The organism is Streptomyces sp. NPDC048643 (genome assembly GCF_040650615.1).
GTDB lineage: Bacteria > Actinomycetota > Actinomycetes > Streptomycetales > Streptomycetaceae > Streptomyces.
In genome coordinates this window covers 14,086-31,981 of the sequence record NZ_JBEZHO010000031.1, presented here as the reverse complement: position 1 = coordinate 31,981, position 17,896 = coordinate 14,086, and the positions used below count along the sequence as shown (strand labels likewise).

General features: G+C 73.3%; 13 protein-coding genes. 5 read left to right on the top strand and 8 right to left on the bottom strand.

What is annotated here, in order from left to right; translation table 11 throughout:
* Positions 1-236 precede the first annotated feature (236 nt).
* Positions 237-1,394 carry a transposase gene (locus tag AB0C62_RS26840; protein WP_362977297.1) on the top strand — a complete coding sequence of 386 codons (1,158 nt, stop codon included), beginning with the start codon at positions 237-239 and terminating at the stop codon, positions 1,392-1,394.
* A gap of 73 nt (positions 1,395-1,467) precedes the next feature.
* On the opposite strand, the gene AB0C62_RS26835 is transcribed toward AB0C62_RS26840, so the two are convergent.
* A complete protein-coding gene (locus AB0C62_RS26835) occupies positions 1,468-2,118 on the bottom strand; it encodes an FMN-binding negative transcriptional regulator (protein WP_362977295.1) in 651 nt (216 codons plus the stop codon).
* Positions 2,119-2,461: 343 nt separating this feature from the next.
* Between AB0C62_RS26835 and AB0C62_RS26830 the strand changes: the two genes are divergently transcribed.
* From AB0C62_RS26830 to AB0C62_RS26820, 3 genes are all read left to right on the top strand, one after another.
* Positions 2,462-3,814, top strand: a complete 1,353-nt coding sequence (locus AB0C62_RS26830; RefSeq protein WP_362977293.1) for a lysine N(6)-hydroxylase/L-ornithine N(5)-oxygenase family protein — start codon at positions 2,462-2,464, stop codon at positions 3,812-3,814.
* Positions 3,815-4,551: 737 nt separating this feature from the next.
* Positions 4,552-5,460 carry an acetylglutamate kinase gene (gene argB, locus AB0C62_RS26825; protein ID WP_362977291.1) on the top strand — a complete coding sequence of 303 codons (909 nt, stop codon included), beginning with the start codon at positions 4,552-4,554 and terminating at the stop codon, positions 5,458-5,460.
* Between the two features lie 113 nt (positions 5,461-5,573).
* Complete coding sequence (locus AB0C62_RS26820; protein WP_362977288.1) at positions 5,574-6,374, top strand: hypothetical protein; 801 nt, start codon at positions 5,574-5,576, stop codon at positions 6,372-6,374.
* Positions 6,375-6,465: 91 nt separating this feature from the next.
* Here AB0C62_RS26820 and ddaH read toward each other — a convergent pair whose 3' ends face one another.
* The 7 genes from ddaH to AB0C62_RS26785 form a co-directional block, all read right to left on the bottom strand.
* Entirely contained in the window at positions 6,466-7,314 is an 849-nt protein-coding gene (gene ddaH, locus AB0C62_RS26815; protein ID WP_362977286.1) for a dimethylargininase, read from the bottom strand.
* 400 nt (positions 7,315-7,714) lie between these two features.
* Positions 7,715-8,560 carry a 4'-phosphopantetheinyl transferase superfamily protein gene (locus tag AB0C62_RS26810; protein ID WP_362977284.1) on the bottom strand — a complete coding sequence of 282 codons (846 nt, stop codon included), beginning with the start codon at positions 8,558-8,560 and terminating at the stop codon, positions 7,715-7,717.
* The gene (locus tag AB0C62_RS26805) at positions 8,560-10,890 is read right to left on the bottom strand and encodes a polyketide synthase (protein WP_362977282.1); all 2,331 of its coding nucleotides are present in this window, start codon (positions 10,888-10,890) and stop codon (positions 8,560-8,562) included. Before AB0C62_RS26805 ends, AB0C62_RS26810 begins: the two co-directional genes overlap by 1 nt.
* 11 nt (positions 10,891-10,901) lie before the next feature.
* Positions 10,902-11,651: an acyl carrier protein gene (locus tag AB0C62_RS26800; RefSeq protein ID WP_362977280.1), complete on the bottom strand. Its 750-nt coding sequence runs from the start codon at positions 11,649-11,651 to the stop codon at positions 10,902-10,904.
* An 884-nt stretch (positions 11,652-12,535) separates the two neighbouring features.
* Complete coding sequence (locus AB0C62_RS26795) at positions 12,536-12,871, bottom strand: hypothetical protein (RefSeq protein ID WP_362977278.1); 336 nt, start codon at positions 12,869-12,871, stop codon at positions 12,536-12,538.
* 213 nt (positions 12,872-13,084) lie between these two features.
* On the bottom strand, positions 13,085-15,175 hold the full coding sequence (locus AB0C62_RS26790; RefSeq protein WP_362977276.1) for a condensation domain-containing protein: 2,091 nt from the start codon (positions 15,173-15,175) through the stop codon (positions 13,085-13,087).
* Positions 15,176-15,888: 713 nt separating this feature from the next.
* Positions 15,889-16,350 carry a nuclear transport factor 2 family protein gene (locus AB0C62_RS26785; protein ID WP_362977274.1) on the bottom strand — a complete coding sequence of 154 codons (462 nt, stop codon included), beginning with the start codon at positions 16,348-16,350 and terminating at the stop codon, positions 15,889-15,891.
* Positions 16,351-16,521: 171 nt separating this feature from the next.
* Here AB0C62_RS26785 and AB0C62_RS26780 point away from each other — a divergent pair, with 171 nt between their 5' ends.
* Positions 16,522-17,697, top strand: a complete 1,176-nt coding sequence (locus tag AB0C62_RS26780) for an SRPBCC family protein (protein ID WP_362977272.1) — start codon at positions 16,522-16,524, stop codon at positions 17,695-17,697.
* The last annotated feature ends 199 nt before the right edge of the window (positions 17,698-17,896 follow it).

Here is a 17,896-nt window from a genome sequence, read left to right as displayed (position 1 = left end):
CGTTGTTCACTTGCCCGGAACGCAGAACCGGCGTCTCACGGCCGGGAGTGTGGCTCTGGCCCGCGGCAGCCACAGGTCTGCCACTGCTGACCTCGGCCGGGTCGTTTCAAGTTCTTGATGTGCTCCTTGAACCTCCAACGGAGTTCCGCCCTGCGAGGCCTCGAGATTTGAAGGCGCCCAGGACTGATCGCCCCACAGAGACTCGCGGTGGCATCGCTCAATGGCACAATCACGCCATGAAACTCGTGGTGCAGGTGAAGCTGGTGCTGGAGGCCGAGCAGGCCGCCACGCTGTCGGAGACCCTGCGCATGGTCAATGAGGCCGCGAACTGGGTGTCGGCGGTGGCGTTCGAGCGGGGTGTGCCGCGCGAGTACGAGCTGCGCAAGCACACCTACGCGGAGCTGAAGTCGCGGGGGCTGGGGGCGCAGGCAGCCCAGCACACGATCAAGAAGGTCCGCGATGCTTACACGACGCTCAAGGCAAACATAGAGGTCGGACACGTCGGCAAACCGGGCTCGAAGCGGCGTAGAAAGGCCGAGTCCAAACCGATCGTCTTTCGGCACGCAGCAGCCCAGCCCTACGACGACCGCTGCCTGAGCTGGCAGTTCGACACGCAGACGGTGTCCATCTGGACCACCGGCGGGCGTATCCGAGGTGTGGGGTTCGACTGCTCCGCCGACGGCCTCAAGCTGCTGCGCGAGCACCGGCAGGGCGAATCGGATCTCGTGGAAAGCGGTGGAGCGTTCTACCTGATCGCCACCTGTGAGGTTCCCGAGGCGCAGCAGTACGAGCCAGACGAGTTCATTGGCGTCGACCTCGGCATCGTGAACATCGCCACCACGTCCACCGGCTACCAGGCCGCCGGGCGCAACCTGAACCGGCGCCGCCAACGCCACAGCGCTCTTCGCACCAAGCTTCAGCGTAAGGACACCAAGTCCGCCAAGCGACTGCTGAAGAAGCGCAGCCGGCGCGAACAGCGACACGTCTCCAACACCAACCATGTCATCGCGAAAACGATCGTGACCGAGGCTGAACGCACCTCGGCCGGAATAGCCTTGGAAAACCTGGGCGGCATCCGGCAGAGGGTACGGCTCCGCAAGCCCCAACGGGTCACACTCCACTCCTGGGCCTTCGCCCAGCTGGGGCGATTCATCGCGTACAAGGCGCGCCGCGCAGGCGTACCCGTGGTCCACATCGACCCTGCCCACACCTCGCAGACGTGCTGCGAGTGCGGGCACGTCGACAACAAGAACCGGGCCGGCCAGGCCCTCTTCATCTGTCGGAACTGCGGGGTCGTTGCCCACGCGGACCGGAACGCTTCCCATCTCATCGCCCAGCGCGGCGCCGTGATGTGGAATGCGGGGCGTGAGTCACGCGTCCCTGCCACCCCGTAGAGGGTGTCTGGACGGAGGAGTCCACCCAGCAGCCAGCTGGGCACTGCCTCCAAGCCGGCCGTTCAGGACCGGATCAAGTTGACGGCAGCCGGCTCATCAGGCCGGCCGTCTCGCGCTTGTAGGTGCAGGCGCTCTGTCCGAACGACTCCCGGACCCGCTCGCGGACTTCGCCGGGCTGTTCCTGGCTGAGCTTGAACATGCCCTCGGCGCCCGTCACGGTGAAGCGGAAGGCTCCCACGGCCGGTGCGATCTTGCGGAAGTAGCCGAGGGAGGCGGTCATGTCCCAGCCGTTGCCGAACCGTCCCTCGAAGGCGCGCACGGTGGACTCCACGACGCCCAGGGTCTCCTGCACCGAGTCGATCTTCTCCACCACGCCCCGTACGTGGACGGCGGTGAAGTTCCAGGTCGGGGCGGCCGGGGTCACCTCGTAGACGGTGGGTGAGACGTAGGAGTGCGGGCCGGTGAAGGTCAGCAGCAGGACGCTGCCCGACTCCAGTGCCGCCCAGTGCGGGTTCGCCCGGTTCATGTGTCCCAGGAGGGTGGCGCCGGGCAGTTCACCGGTCCACTCCCCCGAGGTGTCGGGGTCGAAGATGACCGGCAGGTGGGTGGCGAACGGGCCGTCCTCGGGGCGGCCGTTGGCGGCCGCGAGGGCCAGTGGATTGGCGCGGATCAGGTCCACCATCCACGAACTGTCCGGTTCGCGGTAGGAGCTGGGCACGAACATGCGGATTCACCCTTTCGGAAAATGGCTCGGGGCATGACGGTGGCTCGAAGAGCGGTTTCGGTTCGGGGCGTGGCCGAATGACCGATCGGATCGCACGCGGGCCGGTATTGCTCCGGGCATCTCGCCGTCGGCGGTGCCGCGCGGAGTTCTGAAAATTTGTGCCGACCATATCGCCGTCCCGCCGGCAGGACAACGCTTTCCGGTTGCCGCGCACTTCGAGAACTTCTCGAACGGTCTTCATGCCATCTTCAAGTTGGCTTTGAGAGGCTCTCCACAGCAACACTGCAGAACGGTCTCTCGGGCCACCGGCCGAGTTTTCCAGACGCAAGCGGGAGAGTTTTCTATGGGCATAACGGGCAGGCGCAGCCAGGAGATCTACGACGTGGTCGGTATCGGGTTCGGCCCGTCCAACCTGTCGCTCGCGATCGCCTTGGAGGAGCACGGGGCGAGCGCTCCGGAGCATCCGGTCACGTCCCATTTCTTCGAGCGGCAGCCTTCGTTCGGCTGGCACCGGAACATGCTGCTGCCGTCGACGACCATGCAGATCTCCTTCCTCAAGGACCTGGCGACCTTCAGGAATCCGATGTCCCGGTTCAGCTTCATCTCGTATCTGCACGCCGCGAACCGGCTGGTGCAGTTCGTGAACAACCAGGACTTCTTCCCGACCCGCCAGGAGTTCCACCAGTACCTGGAGTGGGCGGCCGCGAGCCTGAGCGACCGGGTCACCTACGGCGCGGAGGTCACCGCGATCCGGCCCGGCACCGAGGGCGGGGTGGCGAGTCCCGACCTCATCGAGGTCGAGGTCCGCGCGGGTGACGGCACCCTCAGCCGGGTCACCGCCCGTAACGTGGCCATCTCCACGGGCCTGGTGCCGCGGCTGCCGGAGGGGGTGGTCGCCGACGAACGGGTGTGGCACAGCTCGCAGTTCCTGGGCCGCTTCAACGAAATGGACCCGGCCGGGCTGAAGAGCGTGGCGGTGGTCGGCGCCGGGCAGAGCGCGGCCGAGATCACCCGGTTCCTGCACGACGCGCTGCCCGAGGCCCAGGTCTCCGCGGTCATCCCCTCCTACGGCTACTCCGTCGCCGACGACACCCCGTTCGCCAACCAGGTCTTCGACCCCGGCGCGGTCGACGAGTACTACTTCGGCAACGAGCGGGCCCAGGACGCGTTCTGGCGCTACCACCGCAACACCAACTACTCGGTGGTCGACGCCGACGTCATCCAGTCCCTCTACCAGCGGCTGTACGACGAGCAGGTGCGCGGCAGCCGGCGGCTGCACTTCCGTAACCTGACCCGGGTCGCGGAGGTCAAGCGGGCCGGGAACGAGACGCGGGTGCTGCTGCGGTCGCTGCTGGACGACTCGACGGAGGAACTGGCCGTCGACGCGCTGGTGTTCGCCACCGGCTACGACGGCCTGGACCCGGCCCGTCTGCTCGGCGACTTCGACCGGCACTTCCAGCGGGACGCGGCGGGCCGCCACCGGGTCGAGCGCGACTACCGCCTGGTTCCCGCGTCGGACCTGACCTGCGGCGTCTACCTTCAGGGCGGCACCGAGCACAGTCACGGCCTGTCGTCGGCGCTGCTGTCGAACATCGCCGTGCGCAGCGGTGAGATCGCCGACTCGATCGTGCTGGGGCGCACCGAGCGGGAGTTGGAGCACGGCTGCCCGGTGCAGGCCGAACCCTCGACCGTCTGATCGGGCACCATCCCCCCGGGCGGGCGACGCCGGGGCCCCGGGTGCCGTGTGCGGCACCCGGGGGACCACGAGCGGACCGCTGGGGCCTTGGGCGCGCCGGTTCGCCGTGGACGGCGTCCTCGGGCCCCGCGGAACACTCCCGCGCGCGAACCGTTCCCGAGCGAAAAGCGAGCGGTCTGCGAGTTGAATGCGAGCGGTATGCGAGGGAAATTCGAGCGGGATCCGTTCCTCCGGTTCAACAGGTCGAAAAGGGTGGAGGAAATGCCCGTACGAGGATCGGCGGTACCGGCGGGAACGCCGGAATCGGTTGGTCGGGCGGCGTGTCCGGTCACGGAATCGTCGGGGCGCTCGCCGTCGTCGCGGATTCCGCGGGAATTCCTCCGCCCTCGGTCACGGCGGGTTCCGCCGACTGTCCTGTCGGCAGGACGTGAGCGCCCGCGGCGGCGGCATGCGGAAAAGAGCGAAGAAGCCGCTCGCGTGCGTGTGTTGAGGGGAATCGGCTTCCGTCGGTCCGTGTGCGGCGCGATGATGGCGGCGCGTTCGGCGGGCGGGGCCGGCAGGTGTTCACCTTCCCAAGAGGGCGCCGCACAGCCAAGTCCTTTCGTGCCGTCTTCAAGCGCATGTCCACCGGCCTGCGGGGCCCGCCCCCGCGGGCCGGGGTCCTTTACAGAAGGAGTCGTGCCTATGAGCGCCAACCGCCCCGCCGGCGGCCCCGCCCCTCGGCGTGCGAGGTTCTCATGACCGTCAGCGTGCACCCCGCCCAGGCCAAGGCCTCGGCTGTCGGGGAGGCCCTGCCGTGGCTGGCCCGCCACCAGGGCCGCACGGTCGTCATCAAACTCGGCGGCCACGCCATGGTCGACGCCGGCCTCACGGCGGCCTTCGCCCGTGACGTCGTCTTCCTGCGCTACGCCGGGCTGCGGCCCGTGGTGGTGCACGGCGGAGGCCCCCAGATCGACGCCGAGCTCGCGCGGCGCGGCCTGCAGCGCGAGTTCAGGGCCGGGCTGCGGGTCACCTCACCGCCCGCGATGGAAGTGGTGCGGATGGTCCTCGCCGGGCAGGTGCAGCGTGAACTGGTCGGTCTGATCAACCGGTTCGGGCCGCTGGCCGTCGGAATGACCGGCGAGGACGGCGACACCCTCACCTCGGTGCGGCACGTGCCGTGGATCGACGGGGAGCCGGTGGACATCGGCCGGGTCGGCGACATCACGGGCGTGAACACCGGTGTCATCGAGGGCCTGTTGGCGGACGGCCGGATCCCGGTCGTCTCACCACTGGCCCGCAGCAGCGAGGACGGCCTGGTCCACAACGTCAACGCCGACACCGTCGCCGCCGCCCTGGCGCGGGCGCTGCGGGCGCACGCGCTCGTCATGCTGACGGACGTCGCGGGCCTGTACGCGGGCTGGCCGCACAGCGACGAGGTCATCGAGCAGCTGACGGCCGGCGAGCTGGAGAAGCTCCTGCCCGAACTGAGCGAGGGCATGGTGCCCAAGATGACCGGCTGCCTGCACGCGGTGCGCGGCGGGGTGGGCGCGGCCCGGGTGATCGACGGACGGGTCCCGCACGCGGTGCTCCTGCAGATGTTCGCCGGCCACCGGGCGGGCACGCTCATCGTGGCGGACCCGGACGAGGCGGAGCCCCGGCCGTGAACCACCGACCACATGAGCCACACCCACAGCAGCGGTGCGGGCGGGTTGTCCGGGCGAGCGGGCCCGTCGGCAGCGCGGACGACGCCACCAGAGCGAAGGCGAGGGCCGTGCCCGTGACCGACACCCCCTGGGCTCCGTTCCCGCCCGGCGCCGCCCTGCACGCCCTGCCCTCCCCCGGGCCCGCACTCCGCCCCGCCGACCTCCAAGGCCAAGACCAAGGTCAAGGCCAAGGCCAGGACGAGGGTCTGGGGTTGGGGTTGGGGTTGGGGTTGGGGCCTGGGGCGGATCTCACGCCGCGTCGGGCGGCCGAACTGGCCGTCGCCGCCGAGACCGACGGCGGCCAGGCCCGCGAACTGGCCCGCCGGCTGGCCCTCTCGCTGTCCCCCGAGGCCCGCCGGATCCTGCTGAGCGCCCTGACCGAAGCCGACCCCTACGACGCGTACGACGACGGGGACGACGACGGGGGCGGGGGCCCGTACGGGGAGTACGGGGAGTACGGGGACGACGTGGGGGCGTACGGCAGCGGGGGCGGTCCGCTTCGGGGGGTGTCGGGTGCGGCGGCTGCTGCTCGTCCCGCGGGGCTGAGTCTCGTACCGGCACGCCCCGAGCGCGGGCCGGGCCGGGAGAGCGGCCACGTCGGGGGCGGGCGTGGGGCGCCGGAGGGGGTGGTGCGGCTGCGGTTCGCGGACGTGGCGGCGCTCGATCGTGCGGGGGCCGCCTTCGGCGCTGGGGCGGGTGGGGGTGCGGTCAGCGACCGCGCGACGCTGACCCTGCGGATTCCCGGGGAGGCGGGCGCGGAGTCGCTGCGGGCGGTGCTCGACGTGCTGGACGCGGCGGCGGTCACGGCCGAGTCGCTGACCGTGCACTCGCACGAACTCGACGACGTGTTCTCCGCGTTGACCGGCCTGTCCTGAAGACTGCGGACGCCACCCCGCCCCGCCCTGCCTCCTTCCCGGACGGTGCAGGGCGGGGCGGGGTGGCCCGGTCGTCGTGTCGGGTGCGGGGTCAGGAGAGGTCGAGGGTGCAGCACTTGACGCTGCCGCCGGCTTTGAGGAGTTCGCCGAGGCTGACGCCGATCGGGTTGAAGCCGCGTTCCTTGAGCCGGCCGATGAGGCCGGTGGCCGCCTGGGGCAGCAGGACGTTGAGGCCGTCGCTGAAGGCGTTGAGGCCGAAGACGGCGGCGTCCTGGGCGTGGGCGAGGACGGCGTCGGGGAACATCTCCCTGAGCACGGCCTGGCTGCCGGGGCTGAAGGCCGCCGGGTAGTACATGATCTCGTCCGGGGAGAGCACCGCGAGCGCGGTGTCCAGGTGGTAGAAGTCGGGGTCGACCAGGGTCAGGCCCGTCACGGGGAGGCCGAAGAACTCCTGGGCCTCGGCGTGGGAGCGGGCGTCGGTGCGAAAGCCGGTGCCGGCCAGCATCCGGCGTCCCACGCGCAGGTAGTCGCCCTCGCCCTCGTTGATGTGCTCGGGCCACAGCAGTTCGCGGTAGCCGTTGCGGGCGAACCAGTCGAGGTAGGCGGGTCCCTCGGCGGTGCGCTCGCGGTGGCGGAAGCGGGCGCCGAGGACCTTGCCGTCCACCACGGTGGCGCCGTTGGCGGCGAACACCATGTCCGGGAGGCCCTCGACGGGCTCGACGACCTCGACGGTGTGTCCCAAAGACACGTACAGCTCGCGCAGTTGCTCCCACTGGAGCAGGGCGGTGGCGGTGTCGGTCGGCTTGTCGGGGTTCATCCACGGGTTGATGCTGTAGGTCACGTCGAAGTACTGCGGGCGGCACATGAGCAGGCGGTGCGGTGTCGCGGTGCGCGGGGTGCGGGGTGTCTGTTCCTGGACTGCGGTGCCGGTCGAGGGCATGGCGGGTCCTCCTGTGTTCTTCGTGGGAGAAGGGTGCGTGCTCGGCGTCGCGGGGTGTGCGGCGCCGGGCCCGGCCGGGCCCGGTGGCGGGCCTTCGTGCGCGACGGGTGCGGGTCCCGGATCCCGGGGGTGACGGGGTGCTCGGGCGGGGTGGCCGCGCGGCACGCCCGGCGCCCCGGCCATCCGGTTCGGAGCCGCGCCGGACACGGTCGACGGACTCCGTCAACTTCCCTGTATTCAGGGGTGGTTGACCTTTCCAGGCTAGCCGGATGCGGCCGGTGGGGGCGGGTTGCTCGATCGGTGTTCAAGCGATCCCCCACGGCGGCGTTCCCCCACGGTGGTTGCCCGGCTCTGCGGCGCTGCCCCGGCCGGCGGCGTGCGGGGCGGGTCGGGTCGGGTGTCAGGGCAGGATCGGTGCCGGGTCGGGCAGGGCGATCAGCTGCGGCACGCTGCGGCTCCAGGGGAAGCCGTGGTGGAGCTGGAGCACGGCGGGCGAGGTGGGGTCGACGATGACCGCGACGGCGGCCAGCACGTCGGGGGCCGGTTCCAGTTCCAAAAACCGCCAGCGCGGGGCGCCTTCACTGTCGTCGTGGGGAGGGGTGAAGCCCACAACGCCGTTGTCCTCGGCCAGTTCGAAGGCGAACGAGTCGAAGGGCAGGCCAAGGCCCAGGCCGCGGGCCTTGGAGTAGGCCTCCTTGAGCGTCCACAGGCGCAGCACCCGGCGGTCCTGCGGGCGGCCGGGGGGCGCCTTGGCCACCCACTGCTGTTCCATGGGCGCGAAGGTGTCGACGATGGCGCTCAGGCCGCGGTCGCCGCGGTCCAGGCGTTCGACGTCCACGCCGATGCGGTGGCGGCGCACCATGCCCAGCAGGTTGTGCCCGTGGGTGTGGGAGAGGTTGAAGTCGAGTTTGCGGCCGCCGCGCAACAGGCCCTCGGGGGGCTTGCGGAAGAAGGGGCGCCCGCGGGGCGAACGCCAGATCACGGCCTCCGACTCGGGCACGCCCGTCTCCAGGGCCAGCACGCGGCGCACCAGGACGTGCGCGATGAGGTACTGGTGACGGTCGCGTTCGAACAGGAAGCGTTCGGCGAGTTCCCGTTCGGGTGCGTCCAGCCAGGCTCCGGCCAGGATCTGGGCGAACTCGGCGGCGAGTTCCTCGTTGGTGCAGAACCACAGTTTGACCGGCGGGGCCCGGTCGGGTTCACCGGGTCCGGCCGGGTGGCCGCGGCGCAGGGCGGTGGGCTGCATCAGATCGGCTCCCCCGCTGCACCGGCCCGACCGGCCTCGTCCGCCGGGGCGGCGGTCGGGTGGGTGTCCTCCAGCCACAGCGGGCGGCTCAGGAAGGGCGACGGAGGCAGCGGCACCACCATGGCGCCGGCGCCGCCGCGCCGCTCCAGCGCGGCCCAGTCGACGGGCAGGCCGGACAGCCACAGCCGCCGCAGCTGCTCCAGACGCCCTGCGTGCCACAGCGCGGCCAGGTAGTCGCCGGTCTCGGGCACACCGGCGAGGGCGTAGGGGTCGTGCGGGTCCGAGCGCAGGTCGGCGCTGTGGATCTCCTCGTCCGGCACGCTCTGCACGGTCTGCGGGTCGGCCGCGAACCGGGTGAGTGCCGTGTGGAGCTGGGGCAGGTCGCGGACGGTCAGGGCCAGCCGGCAGGGCAGGGCGGCGCGGCCCGTGCGCAGGGTCCGGGCCAGGGCACCGAGCGAGGGCAGCGGTCCCGGAGCGGGGTCTCCGGCCGGCCTCGGGCCGGAGGCGGACGCCGGGGCGGGGGGCGTGCCGGTCTCGGGGGTGGTGTCCGGGGCGGGGGGCGTGCCGGGGGTGGTGGGCGGGTCGGTGGGGTGGGCGGTTTCGGTGGTGGCGGGGGCGATCCAGTCGGCGAGGCGGGCGGCCAGGGCGGCCAGGTGGGCCGGGCTGGGTGCGGACAGCAGCACCAGCTCCTCCCCCGCCGCCGCCTGCTGCCGACCGGACCCCGGCCCCCGCACCTCCACCTCCAGCTCCACCTGCCCTTGTGCAGGTGCCGGTGCCGGTGTGTGTGTCGGCTGGGGGGTGGTGGGGCCGGTCCGCGGGGGCGGGAACTCCTCCAACAGGGCGGTGTGGTGGGGTCCGTGGGCGGGGGCGAGCTCGATGAGGGCGGTGCGCGGCAGTTCCTGTCCGTGCGTGGTGCGGGGGCGGGGCCAGGCCCTTGCGGCGGAGCGGTCCCCGGTGGGCGCGAGGGTGGCGGTGCGCAGTTGCAGGACGGCGGAGGTCAGGGCCGCGATCCCGGTGGCCGCGCCGGCGTCGCCGATGCGTCGCACGGTCGTCGCGTGGGTCTCGCGGAGGACGGGGTCGGGTGCGGGCGGGCCGGACTGTGCGCCGGGTGCGGGGTGTTGGGGGCTGCCCCAGGTGGTGCGGCGCAGCACGGCGTGGATGTGGTCGCCGTCGGCGAGGGCCCGGGCGAGGGGTTTGAGGACGAGGGCGCCGACCCCCTCGCCGGCCGTGTCGCGGGCGCGTGAGGGGTGCAGCAGGAGTTCGACGCCGCCGGCGACGGCGGCCGCGCATTCCCCGCGGCGCAGGGCGCCGACGGCGAGGTGCAGGGCGGCGAGTGCGGAGGTGGCGGCGCTGTCGACGGCGTGGGCGGGGCCGTTGAGGCGAAGGCGGGCGGCCAGGTGGGCGGCGAGGTCGCCGTGGCCGCCGGCGGGCATCGGCCGGCCTGGGGTCCAGTCCTGGGCGGCCAGCAGGGCGTAGTCGGCGGAGCTCACGCCGGCGAACACTCCCACGGCGCGGGGGCTGCCGTCGGGTCCGGTCAGGGAGTCCAGGCGGGAGCCGGTGCAGCCGGCGTCCTCCAGGGCCTCCCAGACGATCTCCTGGAACAGGCGTGCCTGGGGGTCCATCAGGGCGGCTTCGGCGGGGTCCAGTCCGAAGAACTCCGCGTCGAACTCGGCGGCCCTGTCCAGGAAGTGGCCGCGCAGGCCGGGTTCGAGGGGGGATCGGCCGGGCCGCTCCAGCGGCCCGGGTGAGGAGGTGTCCCGCCCCTCGCGCAGGTTGTGCCAGTGCAGGTGCAGGTCGGCCGCGCCGGGATAGCGTCCGGCGATCCCCACCACCGCGTACCGGTCCAGGTCCGCTTCGGGCCCGTCGGCGCCGGCAGCCGGTGTTCCCGAGGCGTCGGCGCCCCGCACCGGCCGGCCCACCGGGGCGAAGGCCTCCCGGCCCACCGGGGCGGAGATCTCCGGTGTCTCCGGGGCGGACGGCGTCGTGGGTGCGGGCGCTGGTGTGGTGCGTGCGGCGGGCGCGGGCACGCCCGGTGCCGCCGGGGCATGGCTCACCGGGGCAGGCGTCGCCGACCGCGCCTGCCCCGGCGTCACCTCCCCCGCCGGTGCCGCGTTGTACGCGGGACCGGTCGGAGCGAACTCCGCGATACCGGTACCGGCGGGCGGCTGAGTACCGAGGGCCGGCAACGGCTGCTGCGGGCCCGGGTGTTGGGAGGTGCCGGTGGACATCAGGGCCGTGAGGATCCGGACGGCCTGTGCCCGTTCCAGACGTCCCGCCTTGAAGCGGGTGAGGACTTCGCGTTCGTCCATGTGATCCGCGGTGACGTCCATGGGTCGCTTCTTCAGTCCCGGTGCGCGAGCTGGCCCAGCGCGTCGTCGATGGACAGCCATCCGGCGCGCACCGCGTCCAGCAGGGCGCCGATGCCCAGCGGGGCGGCTCCCGGCACCGTCATGCCCAGCAGGGCGGGCAGGATCTCGGGAACCTGGTGCGGAGGAGCGGCCGCGACGATGTGCACCGCGAGGCTGACGAGGTCGGGGTGGTCGTAGAGGGTGCCGGCGGGTTCCTGCAGCCCGTAGATCCGGTTGACGGCGGCCACGAACTCCGAGGCGATGACGGAGTCGACGCCGAGCAGGGTGAAGGGGGCCTCGGTGTGGATGTCCCAGGGGTCGCAGCACAGGATGCGGGCGAGTTCCTCGCGCAGCGTCTCCAGCACCGGCCCGACCGCGTCGTCGTGTGCCTCCGCCGACAGTGCGGGGGACGCCATGGGACGGGCGGGCGCCGGAGGTCCGGCCGCGGCGGCTGCGGCGTGCGGGAGCACGGTGCGGGCCAGGTGCCGGGCCAGAGCGGCGGGTGTGGGGTGGTCGAGCATGACGTCGACCCGCACGTCGGTGCCGTAGTGGCCGTTGAGCGCGGCGACGAACTGGACGGACAGCAGCGAGCCGAGGCCCAGCAGCCGGAAGGTCTCCTCCGGGTCGATCCGCTCCGGCGTGATCCGCAGGACGTCGGCGAGGACCACGACGAGTGAGCCGAGCAGCTGCTCGTGCGCGGCGTCGGAGGCGGCCGGGCGGGAGAACTGGCTTTCATCGTGCATGAGTTGGCTCCAAGGGTTCCGTCCTGCAGGCCGATGGCGGGAACAGCAGCGGTACGTCCCGTCGTGCGGACGCCCGCCCGGCCGGGTCCGGCCGGCCACACCGGCTCTGGATGAACTGTGCGAACCGGTAGTGCGGTCGGGCTTCCTCAAGACCAAACCATACCCGCTGTTTTGGAAGAGTTCCAGGTGCCGCCTCAAGCCCGCCTGGAGAGATTCGATCCCGAGAGTCCGTCCCCAAGTCAGCTCAAATAGTCCTTAATTGGGGCAGTCGGCATCCAAAAACCAGCAGACCGTGCGTCCTGTTTATGTCTCGCTACGGGTCGCCGGTCGGGGCGTAATTCCTCCGGCGATGGATCGACCCTTACAGGAGGAGCGAGAAACAGGCACGGCGGTCTGCATTGAGGGTGGGAGGCGGCCCGCAAGGGAAGCCCGGTCGAGGACCGCCGGGGTGAAGAGGGCCCGGGCCGGCCCTGCCTGAGCCCTCGTCATGCCGGCGACAGCCCTGCACAGGCCCCCGGCACACGGATGCGCCCGCCCCCGGTCAGCGGATGACGGGGACGGGCGCGGAGCGCGGAGCGTGGCACGGGGTGCGGTGGAGTGACGTGGCGTGGCGCGAAGTGCTGTGGAGTGGCGTGGCGTGGAAGGGCACCACGGGCGGGGAGGACGTGGACAGGGGTGTCGGGAGGGGCGGTTCGGTGCGGGCCCCGCTTCCCTGGCGGGGGGGGGCGGGCCCTCGGCTTCCCTGCGCGGCCGGCTCCCCGCGCGGTCACTCCCGCGTTCGGACTCGCCCGTACGGACTCACGCGCGTGCGGGACAAGGACCGGTGTGCGGGGGTAACTGCCCTGCGTGGGAGAGGAGTTCGGGGGCGGATTGCCGGGGGCGGTTCAGGCGGCGTTGCCGGGGGTGCGGGTCTCACGTGGGTGCTGCTGGGCGGCGTAGACCGTGACGAAGACGGCCAGTGCGCGCGGGTCGCCGTGCGGGCCCAGTGCGGTGAGCGGCACGCTCGGGCCCGGTCCCCGGGTCAGTGTGCGGTGGGCCTCCAGGGCGGCGGCCATCAGTTCGCCGCGGGGGCGGTGGGCGTGGTCGGGGTGTGCGCAGGCCGTCGCCAGTGCTTCGGCCCAGGCGTGGGAGGCGATCTCGTCCCGGCGTGTGCGCGGGTGCGGGATCGGGGCCGGGGCCGGGGCCGGGGCCGGGGCGACGGTGGGGGTGGGGTCCGGCATGGCTGCCTCCTCGGCGTCCGGCTGCTCTCGGCTGGGCTTCCTGCCCGGTGCCGTGCGGTGTGCGGTGCGCGGTGAAGTGCGGTGCTGCGCGGCGGGACTGCGCGGTGCGGTGGTGAGGCGGGCTGTGCGGTGAAGTGCGGTGGCGCCGTGCGGTGGTGTGGGGTGCGGGCCGGGGGTGCCGCCGGGTGTGGGGGTTGTCGGGTGTGGGGGTGGTCAGGGGTGGGGGCGGGTGGCTGCGGCGAGGCGGTGGGCGAGGTCGTCGGGCTCGGTGGCGGTGGTGTCGAGGACGACGGCGCGGGGCTGGTGGCCGTCGGCGGCGGCGAGGCGGGCGAGGGTGCAGGCGGCGACGCCGTCTCCGCAGAAGGCGGCCAGGACCGGTCCGCCGGTGCCGGGGCGCAGGTGGGGGGCGAGTGCGTCGTAGGCGGCGCGGACGGCTGTGGCGGCGTGGGCGCCGCCGGCGGGCAGGGGGGTGAGCAGGAGGAGGTTCTCGGGGCCGGGGTAGGCGCGGGCGATCCGGTCGTAGAAGGCCCGGGTCCGGCCGGGTGCCTGGAGCAGGGCGAGGGTGGCGGCGCGGGGGTGGGTGGGCGGACGCAGCACGGCGGGCAGGGGTGTGGTCTCCGGCTCTGCGGCGAGGATCGGGCCGGGGGCGGGGTCGGTGCCCAGGTGGGTGAGGAGGGCCAGGACGTCGCCGAGGGTGGTGTTGCGGCCGGCGCCGCGGGGGAGTTCGCGCAGCAGCAGGGCGGCGTGGGCGAGGAGTTCGGTGATCTCGCCGAAGCGGGCCTGGTCGTAGGAGGCGGTCAGGACGAGACGGTCGCTGCGGTCGTGGTGGGCGGTCAGGGTGAGCGGGTAGGCGGTGTGGGCGCCCAGGGTCTGGGGCGGTTCCACCTCGATGCCGTGGGCGGCGAGTTCGGCGTCCAGTTCGCTCAGGGCGTGCGGCAGGGTCTCGAAGGTGAGCAGGGTGTCGGCGGGCGGTGCGGGGCGGCGTGTCCAGGCGTGGATCTGGCCGGCGGTCACCCATTCGTAGGCGGCCTGGTCCAGGCAGTGGTCGCGCAGGTGGGCCATCAGCTGGGGCACGGTGGCGTGCGGGTCGACGAGGACGGACTGCGGCAGCGGGCCGGCCAGGGCTCCGGGGGTGCGTTCGACTCCCTCGAAGAGGATGCCGCGGCCGGCGGTGGTGGTGGCGAAGCGGACGTGACAGGGGCCCTCGGCGCGGCCGGCTCGGTAGAGGAGCAGGGACCACACGGCCTGCAGGGCGGTGGACTCGCCGCCGCCCCAGGCGGCGGCCCAGTCGGCGAGGCGGGCGGTCTCCTCCTCGGTCAGGCGCAGCCGGGAGCGGCCCTCGGTGCGGTGGGCGGTGTCGGTGAACAGCGGCGGAACACGCACCGCGTCCACGTCGTCCGCGCCGGTGGCGGCGGCGGTGTGGGTGAAGAAGTCCTGGGCGGCGGTGGTGTCCTGGGTGGCGAGCCAGGCGGTGTAGTCGCTCATGTCGGGGCGGCGGTGGCCGCCGGGCAGTTCGCCGCCGGCGAGGTAGGCGCGGTAGAACTCGCGGACCAGCAGGCGCACCGACCAGCTGTCGAGCAGGGCGTTGTGGTAGGTGAGCAGGACGCGGGCGGGGCCGGTGCGGGCGGTGACGGCGGCCTCGGTGCTCTCGCCGCCCAGGAGGGTGACGCGCAGTGGGGCGGGGCGGCGGGGGTCGATGCCGCGGCGGCGGTCGCAGGCGACGAGGGTGTGCCATTCGGCGCTGTCGTGCGGCAGGTGGACGACCTGTGGGTCGGGCCGGTCGTGGACGATGAGGGTGCCTTCGCTCTGGTCGTCGAAGGCGGTGCGCAGGACTGATTCGCGGGCGAACACGGAGTGCCAGGCGGTGGTGAAGCGTGGCACGTCGAGGGGTCCGTGCCAGTCGAAGGAGGCCTGTTCGACCTGGCGGCCGGGGCCGGGGTGGGCGTCGGCGGCGGCCAGGAGTTCGCGTTGCAGCAAGGTCGCGTTCTGGTGGCGGGCGGTGAAGGCGCCGCGGCCGGCGCGGGTGAGGAGGTCGGCCAGTGCCCCCAGGGGGAAGTCGGCCCGCTCGGGGCCGTCCGGGGTGGAGAACCGCAGGGTGTGCCGGCCCGGTCCGGGCTGGCGCAGGTCGGTCTTCCAGGCGCGGGCGTCGGGGTGGCGTGCGGTGATGCTGTCGAGGGCGGCCTCGATGCGGGTGGCGGGCAGCGGGCCGCACAGTTCCAGGACCGGTGCGGCGTCGGGGTCCAGGTCCACGATGACGGTGATCGGCTCGCGCTGCGGCAGACGGGCGAAACGGTTGGTGGTCATCGGCAGTCCGGAGGCACGCGCCGATGAAGCCCCCTCCCCCTCTCCTCACGAGGCGCTGCCCAAGCATGGGCCGGCCCCGCGACAAACCCCTGACACCTCCCTGACATCCCGCTCGACCCGGCCCGCGCACGGTGCGCCCGGCTGACCGGGGGCGGATCGGGGCGCGGGGAGACGGGGGCGGACGGGCCCAGGGCGGAGCGTGCGAAGGGTGGAGGGGGTGCCGTCTGCCCTGCCGGGCGGGCCGCAACGCCCGCGCCGGGACAGGAGTGTTGGAGTGGGGGCCCGGGGCCGGGTGGTGTTGGTGCTTGGGGGCTGGGGCGTGGGGCGGATGGGGGGTGTGGCGGATGGGAGGTGGGCGCTGCGGTGCCGGCCACGGTGCGGCCGGGTCGTCGTGCCGGCCGCCGGAGTTCGTGCCGGGCCGCGTGCGGGAGCGGGTGCCGGGCCGCGTGCGGGGGCGGGTGCCGGGCTGCGTGCGGGGGCGGGTGCCGGGCTGCGTGCGGGGGCGGGTGCCGAGGCGTGCGGGGCCCGGGAGCAGGTGCGGGGCCGGGTAGGGGCGCTGTGGTGCCGGCCGCGGCGCGACCGGGGTTCGTCGTGCTGCCCGCCGGTCCGGGCCGGGTGCGGGTCCGGGGCGGGGTGCGGGGCCGGGCGGGGTGGGTCGCCGGGTGCGGGGCGCCGGTTGGGGGCGCCGGTTGGGGGCGCCGGTTGGGGTGGGGTCAGGCGAGGTCGTCGCGGGTGATCCGGCGGTGGGCGGTGCGCCAGGTGTCGTGGGTGCGGACCAGGACGTCCTCCATGACGCACACGTAGAGGACCTTGGAGGTCGCGCCGGGGGGTGTGGCGTGGGCGAGGGCGGAGCAGCGGGTGTGCAGGGTGCCGTCGGGCCGGGGCCGGACGTCGAGCATGCCGACCCAGTGGTGGAGGCGGCTGCCGGCCCGCCGGCGGCGTGCCGCGACGGCGCGGGCGTAGTGGGCGAGTCCGGCGCGGGCCCGTAACGGGGCGGGCAGCAGGGGCAGTTCGACGACGGCGTCCTCGGTGAAGGTGGCCGCCCAGTGTTCGCCGCCGTCGGCGTCCAGGATCTGCATCTGGTGCGCGTAGAACTGCTGCACCTGTGCGTACAGGGCGGCGAACTCTTCTCTGTGCGGGGCGTGTTCGGCGGTCGCCATCAGTTCGACGGTCATGGTCTTCGGCCTCCTTCTGTCCGGGTCCTGGACAGTCTTTGAGGCGCGGCTCGAGCATCCTTCGAATACTCCTCGAGTGAGAGCGCCGACGGTGGAGTTCACAGGGGGTGGTGGCGAGCGCTCCCTGTTCTTGGGTGTGAAGAGCGGGACATGACGGTGGAGGTGTCTTTGATGTCTGGTGAGCGTGTGCGGCGCCTGCGGCACTCGGCCGCGGTGGCCGCGCCGGCCGAGGCGGTCTACGCCCTGCTCGCGGACGCCGTGCGCAGGCCGCTGTACAGCCCGGGTGTCCTGCATGTGGAGCGCATGGACGCCGACGGCGGCCGGGAGCGGCTGCGGGTGTGGGAGCAGGCGGGCGGGCGTGTGGACTGCTCGCTGTGGGCGCGGGTGGCTCATCCGGGCGAGCGGCGCATCGAGTTCTGGCGGTTGCGCGGCGAGGCGCCGATCGCGTCGATGGCCGGGCAGTGGACCGTCTCGGAGGCGGCAAGCGGGCACGGCTGTGTGGTGAGCGTCGTGCACGAGTTCACCGTCACAGGTGGCGCTCACGGCGCGGAGGTGGACCGGGCCGCACTCGCCGTCGAGGACAACGCCCGCAGTGCGCTGTGGAGCGTGCGCCGGATCGCGGAGCGCGAGAGCAGCGCCGGCCCGCTGCAACGGGTGCTGACGTTCCGGGAGTCGCTGCGGGTCGAGGGGCCGGGCGAGGTCGTCTACGACTTCCTCTACCGGGCCGCCGACTGGGCGGGCCGCGTGCCGCAGGTGCGGCACGTCGAGGTGAGCGAGGTCTCCCCCGGGATCCAGGCCGTCGGCTACCGTGTGCGGCTGCCGGACGGGACGGTGCGCGCCACGAGCTCGCTGCGGCTGTGTTTCCCGCACGCCGGGCGCATCGTCTACAAACAGACCACGCCCTGGGCGCCGGTGGCCGCACACACCGGGGAGTGGTCGGTCCTGCCCGACGAACACGGGGTGCGGGTGATCGCCGAACACACGGTGCTCCTCGACGAACACGTCCTGCCGGGCGGCGCCTACGCCGTCCCCGGCCAGGAGAGCGCGAAACCGTCCGGCAAGGACACGGGGCCGCCCGAGGGGAGCGCCGGCCGGTCCGAGGAGCGTGCGGCCTGTGTTCTGCCCGGAGCAAGGGAGGTGAGTGAGCGTCAGGGGCCGGGGCGGGAATCCGGCCGGGGACAGGGGCGGTCCGCGCACCGGCCTGCAGGGGACGGGCACGGGCCGGTGCCGGTGGGCGACGGGGTGCGCGGGCGGGTGCGCGAAGCCATCGGGCAGGCATCTCGCACGATCCTCGAACAGGCCGCACGGCACGCCGAGTCGGCGGTACAGGCACTGCCACGACGGTAGCGGGACAGGCCTGTCGAGGGGGCGGGGGCTCCCTTGCGGCCGGCACGTGGCCGTCCCCGGGTGCCCGAATGCGTGGCCGTCCCGAAGGGCCAACGCGCGGTGGTCCCGGTGCCCCGTGCGCGGTGGTCCTGGTGCCCCGTGCGTGGCTGCCCCGGTGGCCGGTGCGTGGCCGCCCCCGGTGGCCGGTGCGTGACCGGGA